The following is a 17,026-nucleotide window of genomic DNA, read 5'->3' on the forward strand; positions in this document are numbered from 1 at the left end:
ACTCATCCCATCCACTGTTTCCGATTCCATATTCCTATGCTCATTATATGGCTTATGACGAATAAGAAAAGTAGGCTACTATAAAACCCATATTGATTAGCGTTTCCTAACACCTCGAAAACAGAATCTGAAACAATAACAAAATAGATAAATTGACCAGAGATATACACCCCGCCGATTAAACAAGCAACTGTACCCATATACGCCATAATCGGATTTGGCATTACAATACTCATGAAACTACTGAGGCCAATCACGCATAAAAAAATAACGTAGGACAGCCCATAAAACTTGATTGAATAAATCAGTCCTTCGAATATATTCATCGATTCCGTGTTTAAAAAGTTCGTTTCACTCACATAAGGCATGATCATTTGACCAAAAATAGTTGCGATTAACCATGTAAAAACAGTGAGCGCTAAAATTAGACTCGCTTGAACAATCCATTTTGCTAGAAACAAACTCACTCTTTTTTGTGGCCGTATTAACACGAGACGTAGAGCCCCTGAACTATATTCACCATTAAAGCTGTCAACCACGAACATCGGGATTAAAATAAAGTTGATAAATAATCCTAATTCCCTCAAAAAAAACGATGCTGTATTAATTGAATTTAGCTGAACGGAATGGTTTGCATCATAAAAACTAATTCCACCTGTTAGATATAGAAAGACGCATTCAAGTGTTAGCAAGAAACAATAAACGAGTATGCCAATGCTTGTTTTTTTCCGTTTGAAAGCTCGTTCGTATTCACTTAATAAAATACTTCTCATTCGATTTACACTCCTTATATGAAAATGTCACTTTTTCTTCTCGTTACCAAAATGATTAATAGATGAAACAGTAAGATATAACAACTAAGCACGAGTAACATCCAACCATATAAACTAGACGATTTTGCAAGCATCAATGTTAAGCCTTCCCATTGAATCATTGGAATGGACGTGAAAAATAGTTTAATTACAACTTCATTATTTAAGAATTGTTGAAACAACTGGATTATATTTGGGTATAAAAAGCTAATGAGTAAAAAGCCAATTCCGATTCCAAGTGTCGTCGTTGTTGTATGGGAGACGATTGCAATAAAAAATACAACACTACTCATCGCAACCAATGTCAGAAAGGCTAACCCGTAAAATTTCAGATTATAAATAAAGCCTTCTCCTAACGTCACATGATCTTGATAATGAAATTGCGGATATGTTTCGGGGTTTGAAAACAGCGCATACCCCATTCCATAGCAACTAATAAAGTAGGCCACCAAATACAGAAAAATAAATCCTGCTAAGACTATATATTTAGCGATGATGATTTGCTGAAAGGAATGTGCGCGGATTAGCACCATTCGTAATTGTCCTGATCGATACTCTTCTGTGACAATCATCGCAGCAATAACAAGCACAACAAAATTAAAAGCTGTCATTAGCATCTCCGCAAGTCCAAGTACCGGGAAGTTCCCCGCAACGGTAAATTGCGGCAAATCAGGTGATAGGTTGTTGTTTTGATGTAAACAATATTTTGCAGCAGCATAAACCATGATTGGAATAGCAGCAAACATAAGCCATGTCACTTTCCGTTTCCAGAGCCTTTCCCATTCGCTTGCGAGTAGTTTGCTCATTTTGACATCAACTCGATAAATACTTCTTCCAGGTTTTGTTCATCATCTAACTCACCTGACCAGATTAATTCGCCTTCCCGAATAATCACAATTTGATTGCACATTTTTTGTATTTCATCGAGAAGATGACTGGAAAGTAGAATCGTCTTATCGTATTTATTCTTTAAGGTAAGGATCAATTCTCGTAATTCTCTCATCCCCATTGGGTCAAGGCCATTTGCAGGTTCATCTAAAATAAGTAGTGCTGGATCCCCCAATAATGCTTGAGCGATGCCGAGTCGCTGCTTCATCCCCAATGAATATGTTCGAACTTTTTCATCAGCTCTAGCTTCAAGTCCGGAAATCTGCAAGACCTCAGCTACTTTCGCATTTTCCTCTAGCTTAGGAATCGTATCGTGTAATCTCACCAAGTTTTTCAAGTTCTCTCTCCCTGTCATATAAGGAAAAAAGATGGGTGACTCAACGATTGCTCCAACATTCTTTAACGCAGATGCCCGATTTGTTACCACACTTTGTTCATTGATAAAAATATCCCCAGACGTTGGTCGAATCAACCCAGTCAGCATGCGAATGATCGTGGTTTTTCCCGCTCCGTTAGGTCCTAGTAATCCGCAAATCGCCCCTTTTTCTACCTGTATCGAAACATCGCGAACCAAATACTTCCCTCTAACCTTTTTTGAAACAGCTTGTAATTCTACTATGTTTTTCATGATCTCCATCCCTTCTATAAGAAGGAGTATAAAACGGAAAGATAAAGATTCTATAAGGTTTAAAATATAGTGAGGGGGATTGGTCGCTTCGCGAGGGGAATTGGTCGCTTGTTTGCTGGATTGGTCGCTTCGCGAGGGGAATTGGTCGCTTGTTTGCTGGATTGGTCGCTTCGCGAGTGGGATTGGTCGCTTGTTTGCTGGATTGGTCGCTTCGCGAGGGAAATTGGTCGCTTGTTTGCTGGATTGGTCGCTTCGCGAGGGAATTGGTCGCTTGTTTGCTGGATTGGTCGCTTCGCGAGTGGAATTGGTCGCTTGTTTGCTGGATTGGTCGCTTCGCGAAGGGGATTGGTCGCTTGTTTGCTGGATTGGTCGCTTCGCGAGGGAAATTGGTCGCTTGTTTGCTGGACTGGTCGCTTCGCGAGGGGAATTGGTCGCTTAATTTGAGAATCATCGTCATGTTGATTCTTTTATTTAAAAAAGATGATCCAGGAACAATACCTGGATCATCTCATCCTATTGGAAACCCAATCACTTCAATCCCAGATGCGCTTTCAACTCGCCTTGGACACTTGCCAATTCCTCATCGTTCATGATGTAGTACCAAATTCCGTTCATCCGTTTGCCTTCGCCTTCTTTAATATAGAGCTGTTCAATCTTACCCGCGGCGTCACGGTAATTTTTCTGTACTTCAACCATCTCGTCGAACGTCATATTTGTCCGAACATGGTTACTGATTGCATTAAAAATGCTTTTATAATTTAATAGGCTACTGACAGATGCGCCCTCACGCAATACGCCTTGAACGACTTGCTTCTGGCGATCTTGTCGACCAAAGTCGCCACGGGGATCTTCTTTACGCATACGGACATAAGCTAGTGCGTCGTCCCCATTTAATGTAACCTCACCTTTTTTGAATGAATGGTTATCCAATTTGAAATCCATTGCATTCTCCACTGTCACTCCGCCAACCGCGTTGACAATGTCTTTAAAACTTTCCATATTTACTTGCACGACGTAGTCAATCGGAATATCGAGCAGATGTTCAATACTTTCCATTGACATTTTGATGCCACCGAATGCAAAGGCGTGATTAATTTTATCCTCAACGCCTTTACCAACGATTTCCGTGTACGTGTCCCTTGGGATGCTGACCATCTTCGTTGTTTTCAAATCTGGATTGACCGTCAGCACAATCATTGTATCGGAACGACCTGTATCTCCTTCACGTTCATCTACCCCAAGAACAAGGACAGAAAATGGTTCTTTTTTATGGAAAGCGACTGCCTCTTCCCGTTTGACAGAAATATCGCGATCGATTTCTTCATGAATCCCCTTCACTGTATCCGTCAAACCTTTATAAATCATCAAACCATATATGAAAACCCCGAGGAGTAGAACCCCGATAATTCCCACAATCCATGGCCATTTTTTCTTTTTTCTTCGATCAGTTCTGCTCATCTGTTATTCCTCCATCTTTTTATCCACAAAATCATAAAAGTATCTGTACCTAATCATACGGATACTTAACTGATTATATGTAGACGTTCGGCATCCAAAATCGGTTTCGCATGGCGGAAATTTCAAAAAATAATTTCCACTTTAGTATCGCATAAAACGGAAAAAAAATAAACGGATTCGCTGGCAATGGCGAATACGTTTATTTTTGTTTTCAGATGGGAGTCTTTTGAATAGCATTTCACTGAACGCTTTAATTCAAGGATATTCCCTTCAGAATTGTTTGGGCGCGAGCACAGATACCAACACGGATGATAAAATACCTATTGCTTCGTCAATTTGTTCGTTTGTTACGGTTAATGGTGGTAGTAGGCGGATGACATGTTCACCTGCTTGAACGAGTAATAAGCCCTTTTCTTCCGCTTGGTGGATAAATGTCTGGACCGCATCCTTGCATTCAATGCCCAGCAATAATCCTGATCCTCGAATAGAAAACAATTCTTTCGGCAATAACGTTTGCAGTTTTTTAATTAAATAGCTTGATTTTTCTTCCACTTGTTGCAGAAAATCTGTTCGAAAAACATGATTGACAACGCATTGAGCAACCGCAACAGCTAATGGATTGCCACCGAAAGTTGTGCCATGTGTACCTGGTCCGAATGAATCGACTAGTTCGGCTGTTCCAAGCATCGCGCCTATTGGAAATCCTCCGCCCAGTCCCTTGGCAATCGTAATAATATCCGGTTTTAATTGTGTCTGCTCATAGGCATAACGGGTTCCCGTTCGGCCAATACCTGTCTGTACTTCATCGGCAATCAGCAAAATGCCTGTCGATTTACAAATATCTTTAATCGACTGCGCAAAATCAACATCGAGCTGATGGACGCCGCCCTCCCCTTGAATAACTTCAAGCATGATTGCCGCGACATCGTTATCGATTGCCGCTTCAAGTTGCTGGATGTCATTGTAAGGAACGATGCGAAATGTTTCAAGTAACGGACCGAAACCTTGACGGACCTTATCCTGTCCAGTTGCAGACATGGCACCGAACGTACGCCCGTGAAAGGATTGCTCAAACGTGATAATTATATTTTTTTTCGTATGTTTCCGAACTAGTTTAATAGCTGCTTCGTTCGCTTCGGCACCGCTATTACAAAAGAACGCATGACTTAAATGTGTATCTTTCATAAGGGCAGAGGCTAGTTCTTCCTGTTCCGGACTTTCAAATAAATTCGAAACATGCCATAGTTTTTCACTTTGCTGTTGGATGGCATGAACAATCGCTGGATGTGCATGACCAAGACTAACGACTGCGATGCCGCTTATAAAATCGAGATAATTTTTTCCTGTGTCATCTGTTACGACTGTCCCCTGCCCTTTTACAAGATGAACAGGACGACGGGCGTAATTTTTGAATAAGCTACTCATGCTAAAACCTCCTCATGTGCAATAACGGTCCCAAGCAGTTGTTGACCGACAATCTGGACAGATGGGATGCCTGCCCCTAAACAATCAAGCGCTGCTTTCACTTTTGGTAACATCCCACCGTAGATTTCACCAGATTCAATCCACTGTGAAATCGCAGTGAGAGATGCAATATGTTGTACTTTGCCTTCGATTTTAATGCCTGGTGTATCAGTTACCAACAAAAGACTATCCGCACACATGCTAAGGGCAATCTTACTTGCGACTGTATCCGCATTAATATTAAGGGAAATCCCATTAGTAGTTGACCCAATACATGAAATAACAGGGACAAGACCGACATCCAGCATTTTTTCAATTAATTCCGAACGGACTTGCTGAATTTCACCAACAAACCCATAGACAGCTTCATCTAGAAATGAACAACTAAGGAGTTTTCCATCGTACCCGCTAAGTCCGATTGCCTCGATTCCTTCCCTGTTTAAATGATGGACAAGAGCCGGATTCACTTGACCAATCAGTGTCGACTGAACGATGCGAACAGCCTCTTTCGATGTGACACGAATGCCATTCAGCACTGTAGAGGTCACATTGTTAGCGGCAAGTTCTTGGTTGATTTCAGGTCCTCCACCGTGTACGAGTATAAGTTCATACCCTGCATCTTGTAGTCGCTTAAAATTCGCGAAAAAGTCTTTAGTTAATTCCGCAAGCATACTGCCTCCTAATTTAATGACCATTCGCTTACGAGCGGTAGGTTGCGTTGATTTGGACATAGTCATATGTTAAATCGCACCCCCATGCTTTTCCCTGTCCACTCCCTTGACTAAGTTGGACAACTATTTTCACTTCAGGTTGTTTTAAATAGCTGATAAGTTTTTCTTCGGAGTATTCGATAGGTTCGCCTTTTTCAACGACCGTTATCTTCCCGATTTGAATGGAAATGGCATCAGGATCCACTGTTGCCCCACTGTATCCAACCGCCGCAATAATTCTTCCCCAGTTCGCATCACAACCAAAGACGGCTGTTTTAACGAGAGGTGAACCGACAACCGTTTTAGCAATCTTACGCGCTTCCTCATCCGAAACCGCACCTTTTACTTCAGCCTCGATGAGTTTCGTCGCACCTTCCCCGTCTTTTGCAATCATTTTTGCAAGGTCTTGTGAAACTGCATGCAAAGCTTGGACAAATACTTCCCAATCAGGATGCGCCGGTGTCAATGTTACATTGCCTGCCATACCATTTGCCAATAGAAGAACCATGTCGTTCGTGGATGTATCTCCATCGACAGTAATGGCGTTGAACGTCAGATTAGTAACCGACTTAAGCGCTGCTTGTAAATGGACTGATTCGACGTTCGCATCTGTTGTGATAAAACCGAGCATCGTCGCCATGTTTGGATTGATCATCCCTGATCCTTTTGCTGTTCCTGCAATAATGATTTCCTTGCCGTCGATTAGGGCACAATAAGCTGTATTTTTCGTTATGGTATCTGTCGTCAAGATAGCTTGCGAAAAATGGATAGATCCTTCTAACTGGCTATTGGGTTCAAGCTTATGGATTCCTTTGACGATTGGTTCCATACGCATCAACTCACCAATTACACCCGTAGAAGCAACGCCGACCAAATTCGGTGAAATGCCCAATTTTTCTGCAGTTTCAACTTGCATCAAGCGTGCATCTACCATTCCTTGTTTCCCTGTACATGCGTTGGCATTTCCGGAATTTATAATAATAGCCTGCATTTTACCCATCTTTTTCACAGCTTCTTTTGTAACAAGTAAGGGGGCCGCTTGAACTGCATTTGTCGTAAAAACGCCCGCAACACTGGCTGGAACTTCACTCACAAGCAGCGCTAAATCATGTTTCTTATATTTAATTCCGCAATGAATACCTGCTGCTTTGAAACCGAGTGGAGATACAATATTGTTCCCGGAAATACGTTTCATCACCGACACTGTTGTCGTCATAGTACTCCTCCTATTATATGAATGATGGGACCAGTGACAGGCCCGTTATTTCTTCTAAATCGAATTGAACATTCATATTTTGAATTGCCTGCCCTGCAGCTCCCTTGACCAGATTGTCGATGACCGAAACAATTGTTGCACGGTTGGTCCTTGGGTCGACTTTTACGTAGAGATCACAGTAGTTTGAGCCATAGACTTGATTGGTTCCAAACTTATTCGTCTCTCTTATGACACGGACGAATGGATGATTGGCATATGTTTCCTCAAGACAGCTAACCAGCTGCGCCTCTGTAACGCCTTCCATAACACGCGCATAACTTGTCGTTAGAATTCCCCGTGTCATTGGAACAAGATGCGTACTAAATGTAATTGGCGCTGCCTCACTCGCAAAGCTTGAGATAGCCTGTTCAATTTCCGGAATATGCTGGTGCTGATGCAATCGATAAATCGCTGTATTTTCATTGGTTTCACTGAAATGCGTCATTTGACTCGGTTGATTGCCCGCACCTGACACCCCACTTTTCGCATCGATAATCAGTTGACTCCCATCAATTAGCTGTTCTTTCAGTAGAGGAAGAAGTGATAAAAGAACCGCTGTCGGATAACAGCCCGGATTGGCAATTAACTGCGATTGCCGGATTTCCTTGGCATTCCATTCCGTCAGTCCGTAAACGCTTTGTTCAACTGCTAATGCGGATGCGGGTTCTTTTTTATACCATTGCTCGTAGATTGCTGAATCTTTCAGACGGAAATCTCCTGACAAATCGATAAGCCGTGGCCCTTTGCCGATTAAAGGCGGAAGAAGCTGACTCGCTACGCCGGCAGGAGCACTCGAAAAAACGACATCGAATTCAGCTAACTTTTCGGATTCAATCTTTTGAAGCGGCTGATCGTATATATTTACAAGATGTGTATACTTATGCGAAAAGACAGTTCCTTCCTCTGAAGATGTAAAAAGTATAGTATTTTCGACTTCGGGGTGGTTATGTAGTAAACGTATTAGTTCAAGTCCACCATACCCTGAAGCACCAATTATTCCCACCTTCATTTTCATCACCCCTAAAAACAAGTTAGACATAGTATATACATGCATATTTATAAAGTCAATAGTATTATTATAAGTTTCAAACACTTCATTTTTGAATGCATTTTCATTTTACATTAAAAATTGCGACTTCTTTTATTTCACCGTAATATACTAAACTTGTAACCTTTTTCCGTTTTCACCGTCTAACATGGTAAATAAAGGGGGAATATTCAATGAAGGGAAAGTTATTTTTTATCCTACTATTATCAAGCCTATTCATACTACTAACGGCTTGTAGTTCAAATGATGAGAGTCTAGCTATGAAGGAGAAATCCGCTTCTGATTCAAATGAAATTGCTGTGGAAAGTGAAATGGATAAATCTTTGTTTAATTCCATAGATCAGCCTGTAGAAGAGCATAATGAAATTTCTACGAATCGAATGATTATCCACCAAGCACAATTACAGGTGAATGTGAAAAACCTTGAACAAGCTCAGCTTGAAATCGAGAAAAAAGTGGCTGAATACGGGGGATACATAGTTGAATCGAATGTATACCGAGAAAATGATGATATTGTTAGTGGGAATATAACTGTTCGAATTCCCGAGAAGCATTTTCAAACGTTTCTAAAGGATGCGGAAGAAAAAGCGGATATCTTGGAGCGTAATGTGACTGGTCAGGATATTACCGAAGAATATGTCGATTTACAATCCAGGGTAAAATCCAAACGAGCAGTAGAAGCACGACTGCTTGAATTTATTGGTAAAGCACAAAAGACCGAGGACTTATTAAAAATTTCTTCTGATTTAGCTAGTGTTCAAGAAGAGATTGAAGTACTCGTTGGAAAGATGAACTACTTTGAAAACCAAACATCTTATTCTACGGTTGAAATATCGATGTTTGAAAATCGCGTTGTCGTCCCAACACTAGACGGAAAGAAATTAGATACATGGGAAAAAACAAAAAAACAACTCGCGACAAGCACTAACTTCATGCTATCCGCTGGTTCCGGTATGATTGTCTTTTTTGTTGGAAACTTGCCCGTAATCATCCTTCTGTCGCTTGTTGGCATAGGGATTTATTTCATCATAAAAAGGAGAAAAATGAATGAAGGGCCTAAATGAAACTATTTTTCAACAAGGATAGTATGCTATAATTAGTATCTGGTACTAACGATAGGTATTAGCTATTGCATATTTGAATTGGGAGGCTACTATGGGCGATTTATTGAAATTAAAAGGGAAAAATATTGTGGTGATGGGTGTTGCCAATGAACGAAGTCTTGCTTGGGGAGTGGCTAAAGCGCTATTTGCAGTCGGTGCGAATGTCATTTTCACTTATCGCAAAGAGCGTTCGCTAGCGAAACTTGAAAAGATGTTGAGCGCAAATGCGTATGAGGCGAAACTAATTACGCAATGTGATGTCAACGAAGACGAGAGTATTCACTCGGCGTTTACAAAAATCGGCGAAGGAGTCGGCACGATCCACGGTGTTGTCCACTCGCTTGCGTTCGCACATGCGGAAGATTTGAAAAATGATTTCATTGAGACGACAAGAAGTGGCTATGCTTTTGCGCAGGATACGAGTGCTTATTCGCTTATTGCAACGGCAAAAGAAGCGCGTCCTTATATGACGGATGGCGGTTCAATTGTGACAATGAGTTATTTAGGAGCTGAACGCGTACTTCCTGGTTATAACGTTATGGGTGTTGCAAAAGCAGCCCTTGAGGCGTCTGTGAAATATTTGGCATCAGATTTAGGCAAGGATAATATCCGGGTCAATGCGATTTCGGCTGGTGCGATTCGTACGTTATCAGCGAAAGGGATTTCCTCTTTCAATACAATTTTGTCTAAAATCGAAGAAACTGCACCACTTAAACGGAATGTGACGCAGGAAGAAGTGGCCGATATGACGATAGCCATTTTGAGTAATCTTTCCCGCGGCGTCACTGGGGAAATTGTATATGTGGATGGCGGATATAATATTATGGGATAAAAAAACGGACGAACCAGGTAGATGGTTCGTCCGTTTTTGTATTGGCTATTGTTCAGTTTTAGGTTTTCCCTTTTTTATAAATTTTCACTCGAAATTAATGCCTGAGAATGGTATACTGTTTACAAATTGAAAGAAATGCTCGGAAAATAATTGTGACTTGCTAGGAGGCATACGTGTGGAAGCTATGTTTAAAGAAATACTTCATGAATTGAAGAATGTTAATGGTCGGTTGGATTCTATGGATATACGAATGAGTTCTTTGGAGCAGGGACAATTCGAAATACGTAAAGACCTAGCTGAACTGAAGGGTAATCATCTTGAAATGAAAAAGGATTTGGTCGATAGTTTCAGTATCTTCAATAATTCGATTGAGCATTTAGCTGAAAGTAGGACTCTCGCCTTGAATGATCGCATCTTCAATGCTGAAGTCGAAATTCAAAAAATAAAACGGCACCAGCAAACTAGTTAATCCCATTTAAATTAAAGAGAGGAGCTCTCCATAATGGATAGCTCCTCTTTTCTTACTTCCCTACTTCTTTCATCAACTTCTTATTCCCTTTGGTCAGGATATTTTCATAGTCAATGTAGTCGTAGATGTCATCTGTTATATGGTTGCTGAACTTCGCTAATTCTTCAATCGTCAGGTCCTCAATCGCTTTTTTCTGCTGCTCACAATAGATGATTAGCTTGCCGACAATTTCGTGGGCGTCACGGAAGGCGGTTCCTTTACTCACTAAATAATCGGCGACTTCGGTTGCGTTGAGAAAACCGGCTTTGATGGCCATTTTCATATGGTCAGCGTTGACGTGTAATGTATCAATCATTTTCGACATAATTTCGATGCAGTCCATGACGGTATCGAGTGCGTCGAAGAATTGCTCTTTATCTTCCTGCATGTCTTTGTTGTATGTCAATGGAAGTCCTTTTAATGTCGTTAATAGCGCGAATAGTGAGCCGTAAACACGACCCGTTTTCCCGCGAATCAATTCTGCCGCATCTGGATTTTTCTTTTGCGGCATAATGCTGCTGCCTGTTGAGTAAGCATCGGACATTGTGATGAATTTAAATTCTTGACTGCTCCATAAAATGAGTTCTTCACTCAATCTACTTAGATGCATCATGATGATTGAGAAATCCGACATTAATTCGAGTAAATAATCACGGTCACTGACACCGTCAAGGAAGTTATCCACTGGTTTAGCGAATCCTAATAATACCGTTGTAATGTCGCGATCGATACGATGCGTTGTCCCTGCGAGCGCGCCGCATCCGAGCGGGTTTTCATCCAAAATATCGATGGCATTTGCAATTCGTTTTTTGTCACGCTTGAACATTTGTGCATAAGCCCCGAGATGATGGCTGAATGTCACGACTTGTGCACGTTGTAAATGTGTATAACCTGGCATAATGACGTTGTTCTCCGCACCTTTTGTATGCAATGAATCGATGAGCATTTGGAGATGGTTCATTACATTCGCCGCAGTGTGTTTTGCGTGCAAACGCATGTCGACTGCGACTTGGTCATTTCGGCTACGCGCAGTGTGTAACTTTTTCCCTGTCTCGCCGATGCGTTCTGTTAAGTGCATTTCGACGAAAGAGTGAATATCTTCGTAGTTTCCTTCGATTTTCAGATTGCCAGCGTCGATGTCATTCCGGATGGATTCAAGTCCATTTACAAGTAGTTCGCCCTCTTCTGGCGTCAATAAATCACAATGAACAAGCATCGTGACGTGCGCCAAACTCCCAGCAATATCTTCTTTATATAAACGATGGTCCACTGGTAACGATGTATTAAATTGTTCCATGATTTCATCTGCACGGCTTGTAAATCGCCCGCCCCAAAGTTTCATCTATACTCAAACCCTTCAAGTGAATTATTATGCATTTATATGTATTATAATTCTTTACTAGTTGGATTGCAACATCCAGTTCCCTATTTCGATGATTCAGCAGAAATAAAAACCCATTTCCTTGCCAGACTAGTACCAACATGGTATAATTTCGAGACTTAAACATAGAATGAGTTGATAAGCTTGATTAACATAAAGGTTTACCACTATTTTCATAAATTTATCCGTACCCCCTGACTGTAGCTCGTCAGGGGTTTTTTGTTGCCTTGGGGAAAGAAAAAAATGGGAGGTTATATCTTATGAACACTAACAACAATAGCTACTCCATTTCTTCACTTATTGCGGTCTGGATCAGTCTAATCAGCAATATTTTACTGACTGTTTTAAAAATAACCGTTGGTGCATTGTTCAACAGTCCTGTTCTTTTAGCAGATGGATTCCATAATGCTGGGGATGTCGTTGCATCAGGGGCTGCGTTAACATCAATGCGCATTTCGCAACGCCCAGCCGATGATGATCATCCGTATGGGCATGGGAAAGCGGAAATTATCAGTTCGGCCATTGTTGCCATTATTTTAGGGTTGGCCGCTCTTTATATCGCATACGAAGCGATCTCCGCGTTCTTTGAAAATCCTGTCAAAGGGAGTTTTCTCGCTTTAATCACCGCAGTTATTTCCCTTGTCTGGAAACAAGCGTTGTACATGTATACAATTCGGATTGGAAAATTGACAAATAGTAAAGGGTTAATCGCCACTGCTCTTGACCATCTTGCTGATGTCTATGCTTCCCTTGCGGCTGTTTTAGGGATTGGTCTTTCAATAGTCGGAGATGCTTTTCAAATCCCTTGGATGGCGTACGGGGATCCTTTTGCCGGTATTATCGTATCTGCTTTGGTTCTGCGACTTGCTTACGGAATGGGAAAAGAGGCAATGGATGTTTTAATGGAGACAAATGTGAGTACCACACGTTTGGATGAGTTCTCCTCTTTAATCCTCTCGATCCCAAAAGTAAAGCGCATTGACCGACTACGCGCCCGTGAACACGGCCATTATATTCTTGTAGATCTTCGCATTGGTGTCCCAGCTGATTTAACAATTCAAGAAGGTCATGATATTTCAAGCTCCATTCGAAATATGATTATGGACCAACATACAGATGTCGATGAAGTATTGATCCATTTAAATCCATGGTATTCCGAACAGAATTGAAAGCCTAGCAGCGCGATGTAAGATATACTAGTGAGAGTAAAGGAGTTGCTTGGATATGTTGAATAAGCAAATGACAAATTATATTGCGAACAATGTGAACAATAATGAAATTGAATTGAATAATTTTGAAAAGGTATATGCGGAGAAGCATCAACTTGTTCCACAAGATGTAACTATTGTGGATAAAGGTTTTCATACCTCTGTCATTGAACGGTGCAACAAAGAAACTGAAGAAGTTATCCGTACTGAAACCGATAACTTTTTGAATGAATCTGCTTCCTATTTGAAAAAGAACCTAAACGAATTTCTCTTTGTGGAATCAAATACATTTGAAATAATAGGTGTTGACGGGATTGCGCTCGAATTCGATGATGTGTTCGAAACGTATACCGCTCTCTTCGGATTGAAATTACAAAAGAAATACGGCCCTGCCATTAAAGCGTTTCTCGATACACATTTACAAGGAGATAATACGAAATATAGTGTGATGTTCTCCGGAGAAGACGGATTATGGGATATGAATTTCGCGTTGAGTTATATAGAAGGATTCAATGACGAACTATCTTTCGAGCAAGTACTTAAGATGGTTTACCTCTTTATATTCAAATTGTCTGAAGCTGTAGAGGATGACAAGTGATTGAGTAGTCCAGAATTTATTTACACGTATATGCGTCATACAGATGAGTATGATCTTTGCCGTTTGGAGATGCGGTCGTTGTTCGGATTTGATGTCCAGTCGAATGTTTTAATGAGCCCGATTGGAATTGACCCGTGTCGAAGTCCGTTTATGAAAGAACGCGTAGATATATTATATGAAGCCGATAGCTTTGAATCTATTTTAGGCCAAGTGGCGTACTTACAATTGGCTAGTTCTACGTTCAAGGTCGTCTGTTTGAATTCGCTTGAACTGGGTACGACGAAGAAGATTGGACATGCTGAAAGACGTAAGGTTGAACGTGAAGTTGGGCTACGTATTCAAGGAGAGCCTGAGTTAGATCATCCTGAAACGCTGTTCGGCGTCATTGAATTGGACGATAAATGGTATTTCGGAAAACTAGTGGAAAGTGAAGCCATCTGGTTTCAGCATCAGCAAAAACCACATATGTATTCGACAGCGCTAAGTACTCGTGTTGCGCGAGCGGTTGCAAATATTGCGGCTCCTCATCCTGAAGGTATCCGAGTAATCGATCCTTGTTGCGGTATTGGGACCGTTTTGGTGGAAGCATTGTCAATGGGCATTAACATCGCGGGCCGGGATATTAACCCGCTTGTTGTTAAAGGCTCAAGAAAAAACATCGCCCACTTCGGCCTTGAAGGTGAAGTAATCATCGGACCCATTGCAGATGTTGTTGATGATTACGACGTTGCAATTATTGATATGCCATATAACTTATTTACTCATATTTCTCCCGAAGAACAGCTCGATATTTTGAAGCAGGCACGTCGTTTCTCGAAGAAAGTCGTCGTTGTGACGATTGAAACTATCGACCCTATGATTGATGAGGCTGGCTTCAGCATTGTGGATCGCTGTGTAGCGAAAAAAGGTACGTTTTCAAGGCAGATTCTTGTTTGTATATGAAATATGAAAAGACCTCGTAGATGATTGCGAGGTCTTTTTATTGGTTATAAACTACCTATTTAATCCCTATCCATCCTAATTCCTTTCTCATTGCACTACCTTTGCTTTGAAATAATTTCTTACTTCCTCTACATTATTCAACTCTCTTTTCGGCAGTATATATGAACTTATCGAACTGGTGTACAGATAGAGGTTATCGTTGTCCTCTTTGAAATTTTTGATACCCGACCAGGTTACTTTCGTTTCACGATCTGAAGTAGAATCGACTAATCCTTCATCATTCATGATTAAATGATGATTCCCTAATAACCCATCATTCTTACCCTCTTTGATCATTTTCTTGGTATTTCGTTTTATGAGACTATAAAAATACTTCGGATAAAAAATAATCCATAGAATACCTGTAATCGAAAAAGTTATAAACAATCCTATGAATGAGCCGTCTCCCATGGCAGATAATACATAGGACAAAATGAGAAAGACAATCGGTGTTAAAAATCTTTGCATCGCTAGTGATTTCATTGCAGTTTTAGAATTCTTAACGTGAAACATATTAAAATTCAAATAATCTTCTTCTGTTAATTCATAATCAATTTCCATTATAATCCCCCCAATAACTTACTTATCTTATTCTCATTATATCTTAATTGGTGCATATTTCTAGTTTTGATACTGTCGTATATGAAAACACACAAAAAGCACCGCTAAATGCGATGCTTTTTGCATTGTTTGAGTCTCACGATTCATCTGCTCATTTATAATTACTTCGAAATATGAACGGTGAAATCCGCTAGTAACCGTGCGCCATAGCCTGTTGCTGATTTTCCATAATAACCTGCAACAGCTGTTTTGTCCACCACGCCAGCCATGTCGACATGTAACCATTTGCTGTCTTTAGGAACGAAACGACGTAGGAATAAGCCTGCTGTTATCGATCCTGCTACATTCAATGAACTGATGTTGTTCATATCCGCATAGTCGCTTGCCAATGTTTTATCGTAAGCTTCAACTAAAGGCATTGGCCAGATGAAATCACCGTTCTGGTCGCCGATTCTCTTCATGGTAGCGGATAGTTCTTCATCACCAAATACGCCACCTATTTCAGTGCCAAGTGCATTGAGGACTGCCCCCGTAAGCGTTGCGATGTCAACGATGTATTCTGCTTTCCACTCGCCTGCGCGGATAAGCGCATCCGCTAAAATAAGGCGTCCTTCTGCATCCGTGTTACCGACTTGGACCGTCAATCCATTTTTATATGTAATGACTTCACCTGGGAGTACCGACAGGCTATCTGGCATATTTTCTACGATTGGCATCAAAGCCACGACATTTACTTTCGCTTTCATTTTTGCGAGCAATGTCAGTGCTCCCGAAACAGCCGCAGCTCCACCCATATCCATACGCATATCGCTTAAATCTTTCCCACTCTTTAAGCTAATACCGCCTGTGTCAAAGGTTACGCCTTTTCCAACAAGTGCAACAAGTGGTTTCGTGTCGTCCCCTTTGTATATAAGCTCAACGAATGCAGGCTTATATTTGCTCCCACGGTTCACTGTTAGTACGCCGTTCATTTCCATTTTCTCGATTGTTTCTTTATCCAACACATTCACTTCAACTTCTGTACCTTCAAAGTTTTTCTTAAGTACCTCCGGGAATGTTTCTGGATTTAATACGTTTGGTACTTCATTCGATAAGTCACGCGAAAACGACATCGCTGCAGCACGAATTTTACCTTCTTCAACGGATGATTGGTCTGCGCCAGATACGTTTAGTTCTGTTTTGAATGCCGTGATATCTGATTTATACGTAACGAATTGATAAGCTCCCAATTCCCAACCTTCGACGAATGCAGTCAGAACAGCACTCTTATTTAGGTTGGCAAACGCAGTGACAAGCGTTCCGTCTTCAACAGATGCCGTTTCCACTTTTTGAGTGCTTAAGTCACGAGCGATATTGCCTGCCGTTGCACGTACTTTTTCCAATGTTGCCACTTTGTCTTTACATTCTTTCACTACGACATAATGCTGATCTCCCACGAGTACGGAAGTATGGTCTGCTTGTTGATTGTCCACAAATTGTTTTACTGCGCTATTGTTTGCAACGATTGAATCGCTCGCAAAAATGATTTTTACTTGTTTAGTCATTTTATTTCCCCCTAGATAAATTATTTCGGCTTCAAAAATAGTTTACC

The 17,026-nt window shown here is 41.0% G+C and carries 18 protein-coding genes; 7 read left to right on the top strand and 11 right to left on the bottom strand.

Annotation, left to right across the window (positions count from 1 at the left end):
* Positions 1-2: 2 nt before the first annotated feature.
* Genes H4683_RS12100 through H4683_RS12110 form a run of 3 tightly spaced genes read right to left on the bottom strand, consistent with a single transcriptional unit; the run spans position 3 to position 2,328 of the window.
* Positions 3-773: an ABC transporter permease gene (locus H4683_RS12100; protein ID WP_192599101.1), complete on the bottom strand. Its 771-nt coding sequence runs from the start codon at positions 771-773 to the stop codon at positions 3-5.
* A gap of 14 nt (positions 774-787) precedes the next feature.
* Positions 788-1,618 (bottom strand): ABC transporter permease, encoded by an 831-nt coding sequence (locus H4683_RS12105; protein ID WP_192599102.1) that lies wholly within the window; start codon positions 1,616-1,618, stop codon positions 788-790.
* Complete coding sequence (locus tag H4683_RS12110) at positions 1,615-2,328, bottom strand: ABC transporter ATP-binding protein (protein ID WP_192599103.1); 714 nt, start codon at positions 2,326-2,328, stop codon at positions 1,615-1,617. The genes H4683_RS12105 and H4683_RS12110 overlap by 4 nt, the downstream gene beginning before the upstream one ends.
* A gap of 79 nt (positions 2,329-2,407) precedes the next feature.
* Here H4683_RS12110 and H4683_RS12115 point away from each other — a divergent pair, with 79 nt between their 5' ends.
* Positions 2,408-2,767: a hypothetical protein gene (locus H4683_RS12115; RefSeq protein WP_192599104.1), complete on the top strand. Its 360-nt coding sequence runs from the start codon at positions 2,408-2,410 to the stop codon at positions 2,765-2,767.
* A gap of 89 nt (positions 2,768-2,856) precedes the next feature.
* Here H4683_RS12115 and H4683_RS12120 read toward each other — a convergent pair whose 3' ends face one another.
* From H4683_RS12120 to argC, 5 genes are all read right to left on the bottom strand, one after another.
* Positions 2,857-3,786 carry an LCP family glycopolymer transferase gene (locus tag H4683_RS12120; RefSeq protein ID WP_192599105.1) on the bottom strand — a complete coding sequence of 310 codons (930 nt, stop codon included), beginning with the start codon at positions 3,784-3,786 and terminating at the stop codon, positions 2,857-2,859.
* Positions 3,787-4,056: 270 nt separating this feature from the next.
* A complete protein-coding gene (locus H4683_RS12125) occupies positions 4,057-5,211 on the bottom strand; it encodes an acetylornithine transaminase (protein ID WP_192599106.1) in 1,155 nt (384 codons plus the stop codon).
* Positions 5,208-5,987 carry an acetylglutamate kinase gene (gene argB, locus H4683_RS12130; protein WP_192599107.1) on the bottom strand — a complete coding sequence of 260 codons (780 nt, stop codon included), beginning with the start codon at positions 5,985-5,987 and terminating at the stop codon, positions 5,208-5,210. The genes H4683_RS12125 and argB overlap by 4 nt, the downstream gene beginning before the upstream one ends.
* Positions 5,950-7,176 (bottom strand): bifunctional glutamate N-acetyltransferase/amino-acid acetyltransferase ArgJ, encoded by a 1,227-nt coding sequence (gene argJ / locus H4683_RS12135; protein ID WP_192599108.1) that lies wholly within the window; start codon positions 7,174-7,176, stop codon positions 5,950-5,952. The genes argB and argJ overlap by 38 nt, the downstream gene beginning before the upstream one ends.
* 13 nt (positions 7,177-7,189) lie before the next feature.
* Positions 7,190-8,224 carry an N-acetyl-gamma-glutamyl-phosphate reductase gene (argC, locus tag H4683_RS12140; protein WP_192599109.1) on the bottom strand — a complete coding sequence of 345 codons (1,035 nt, stop codon included), beginning with the start codon at positions 8,222-8,224 and terminating at the stop codon, positions 7,190-7,192.
* A 212-nt stretch (positions 8,225-8,436) separates the two neighbouring features.
* On the opposite strand from argC, the gene H4683_RS12145 reads away from it, so the two are divergent.
* From H4683_RS12145 to H4683_RS12155, 3 genes are all read left to right on the top strand, one after another.
* Positions 8,437-9,327, top strand: coding sequence for a DUF4349 domain-containing protein (locus H4683_RS12145; protein WP_192599110.1), 891 nt, complete (start codon positions 8,437-8,439; stop codon positions 9,325-9,327).
* Between the two features lie 91 nt (positions 9,328-9,418).
* On the top strand, positions 9,419-10,198 hold the full coding sequence (locus H4683_RS12150) for an enoyl-ACP reductase FabI (protein ID WP_192599111.1): 780 nt from the start codon (positions 9,419-9,421) through the stop codon (positions 10,196-10,198).
* 175 nt (positions 10,199-10,373) lie between these two features.
* Positions 10,374-10,667: a hypothetical protein gene (locus H4683_RS12155; RefSeq protein WP_192599112.1), complete on the top strand. Its 294-nt coding sequence runs from the start codon at positions 10,374-10,376 to the stop codon at positions 10,665-10,667.
* Positions 10,668-10,719: 52 nt separating this feature from the next.
* Here the strand turns inward: H4683_RS12155 and argH are convergent, their stop codons facing one another.
* On the bottom strand, positions 10,720-12,048 hold the full coding sequence (argH, locus tag H4683_RS12160; protein ID WP_192599113.1) for an argininosuccinate lyase: 1,329 nt from the start codon (positions 12,046-12,048) through the stop codon (positions 10,720-10,722).
* A 299-nt stretch (positions 12,049-12,347) separates the two neighbouring features.
* On the opposite strand from argH, the gene H4683_RS12165 reads away from it, so the two are divergent.
* The 3 genes from H4683_RS12165 to H4683_RS12175 are packed head-to-tail and all read left to right on the top strand — an operon-like array spanning position 12,348 to position 14,835.
* On the top strand, positions 12,348-13,256 hold the full coding sequence (locus tag H4683_RS12165) for a cation diffusion facilitator family transporter (protein ID WP_192599114.1): 909 nt from the start codon (positions 12,348-12,350) through the stop codon (positions 13,254-13,256).
* Positions 13,257-13,311: 55 nt separating this feature from the next.
* Positions 13,312-13,893: a branched-chain amino acid aminotransferase gene (locus H4683_RS12170; RefSeq protein ID WP_192599115.1), complete on the top strand. Its 582-nt coding sequence runs from the start codon at positions 13,312-13,314 to the stop codon at positions 13,891-13,893.
* Positions 13,894-13,923: 30 nt separating this feature from the next.
* Complete coding sequence (locus tag H4683_RS12175; protein ID WP_192599185.1) at positions 13,924-14,835, top strand: TRM11 family SAM-dependent methyltransferase; 912 nt, start codon at positions 13,924-13,926, stop codon at positions 14,833-14,835.
* 87 nt (positions 14,836-14,922) lie between these two features.
* Here the strand turns inward: H4683_RS12175 and H4683_RS12180 are convergent, their stop codons facing one another.
* Together H4683_RS12180 and H4683_RS12185 are read right to left on the bottom strand one after the other, a co-directional pair.
* Complete coding sequence (locus tag H4683_RS12180) at positions 14,923-15,435, bottom strand: YcxB family protein (RefSeq protein WP_192599116.1); 513 nt, start codon at positions 15,433-15,435, stop codon at positions 14,923-14,925.
* A 161-nt stretch (positions 15,436-15,596) separates the two neighbouring features.
* Positions 15,597-16,979 carry a leucyl aminopeptidase family protein gene (locus H4683_RS12185; RefSeq protein WP_192599117.1) on the bottom strand — a complete coding sequence of 461 codons (1,383 nt, stop codon included), beginning with the start codon at positions 16,977-16,979 and terminating at the stop codon, positions 15,597-15,599.
* Between the last annotated feature and the right edge of the window lie 47 nt (positions 16,980-17,026).

The sequence above is a fragment of the Sporosarcina limicola genome (genome assembly GCF_014873855.1).
Lineage (GTDB): Bacteria > Bacillota > Bacilli > Bacillales_A > Planococcaceae > Sporosarcina > Sporosarcina limicola.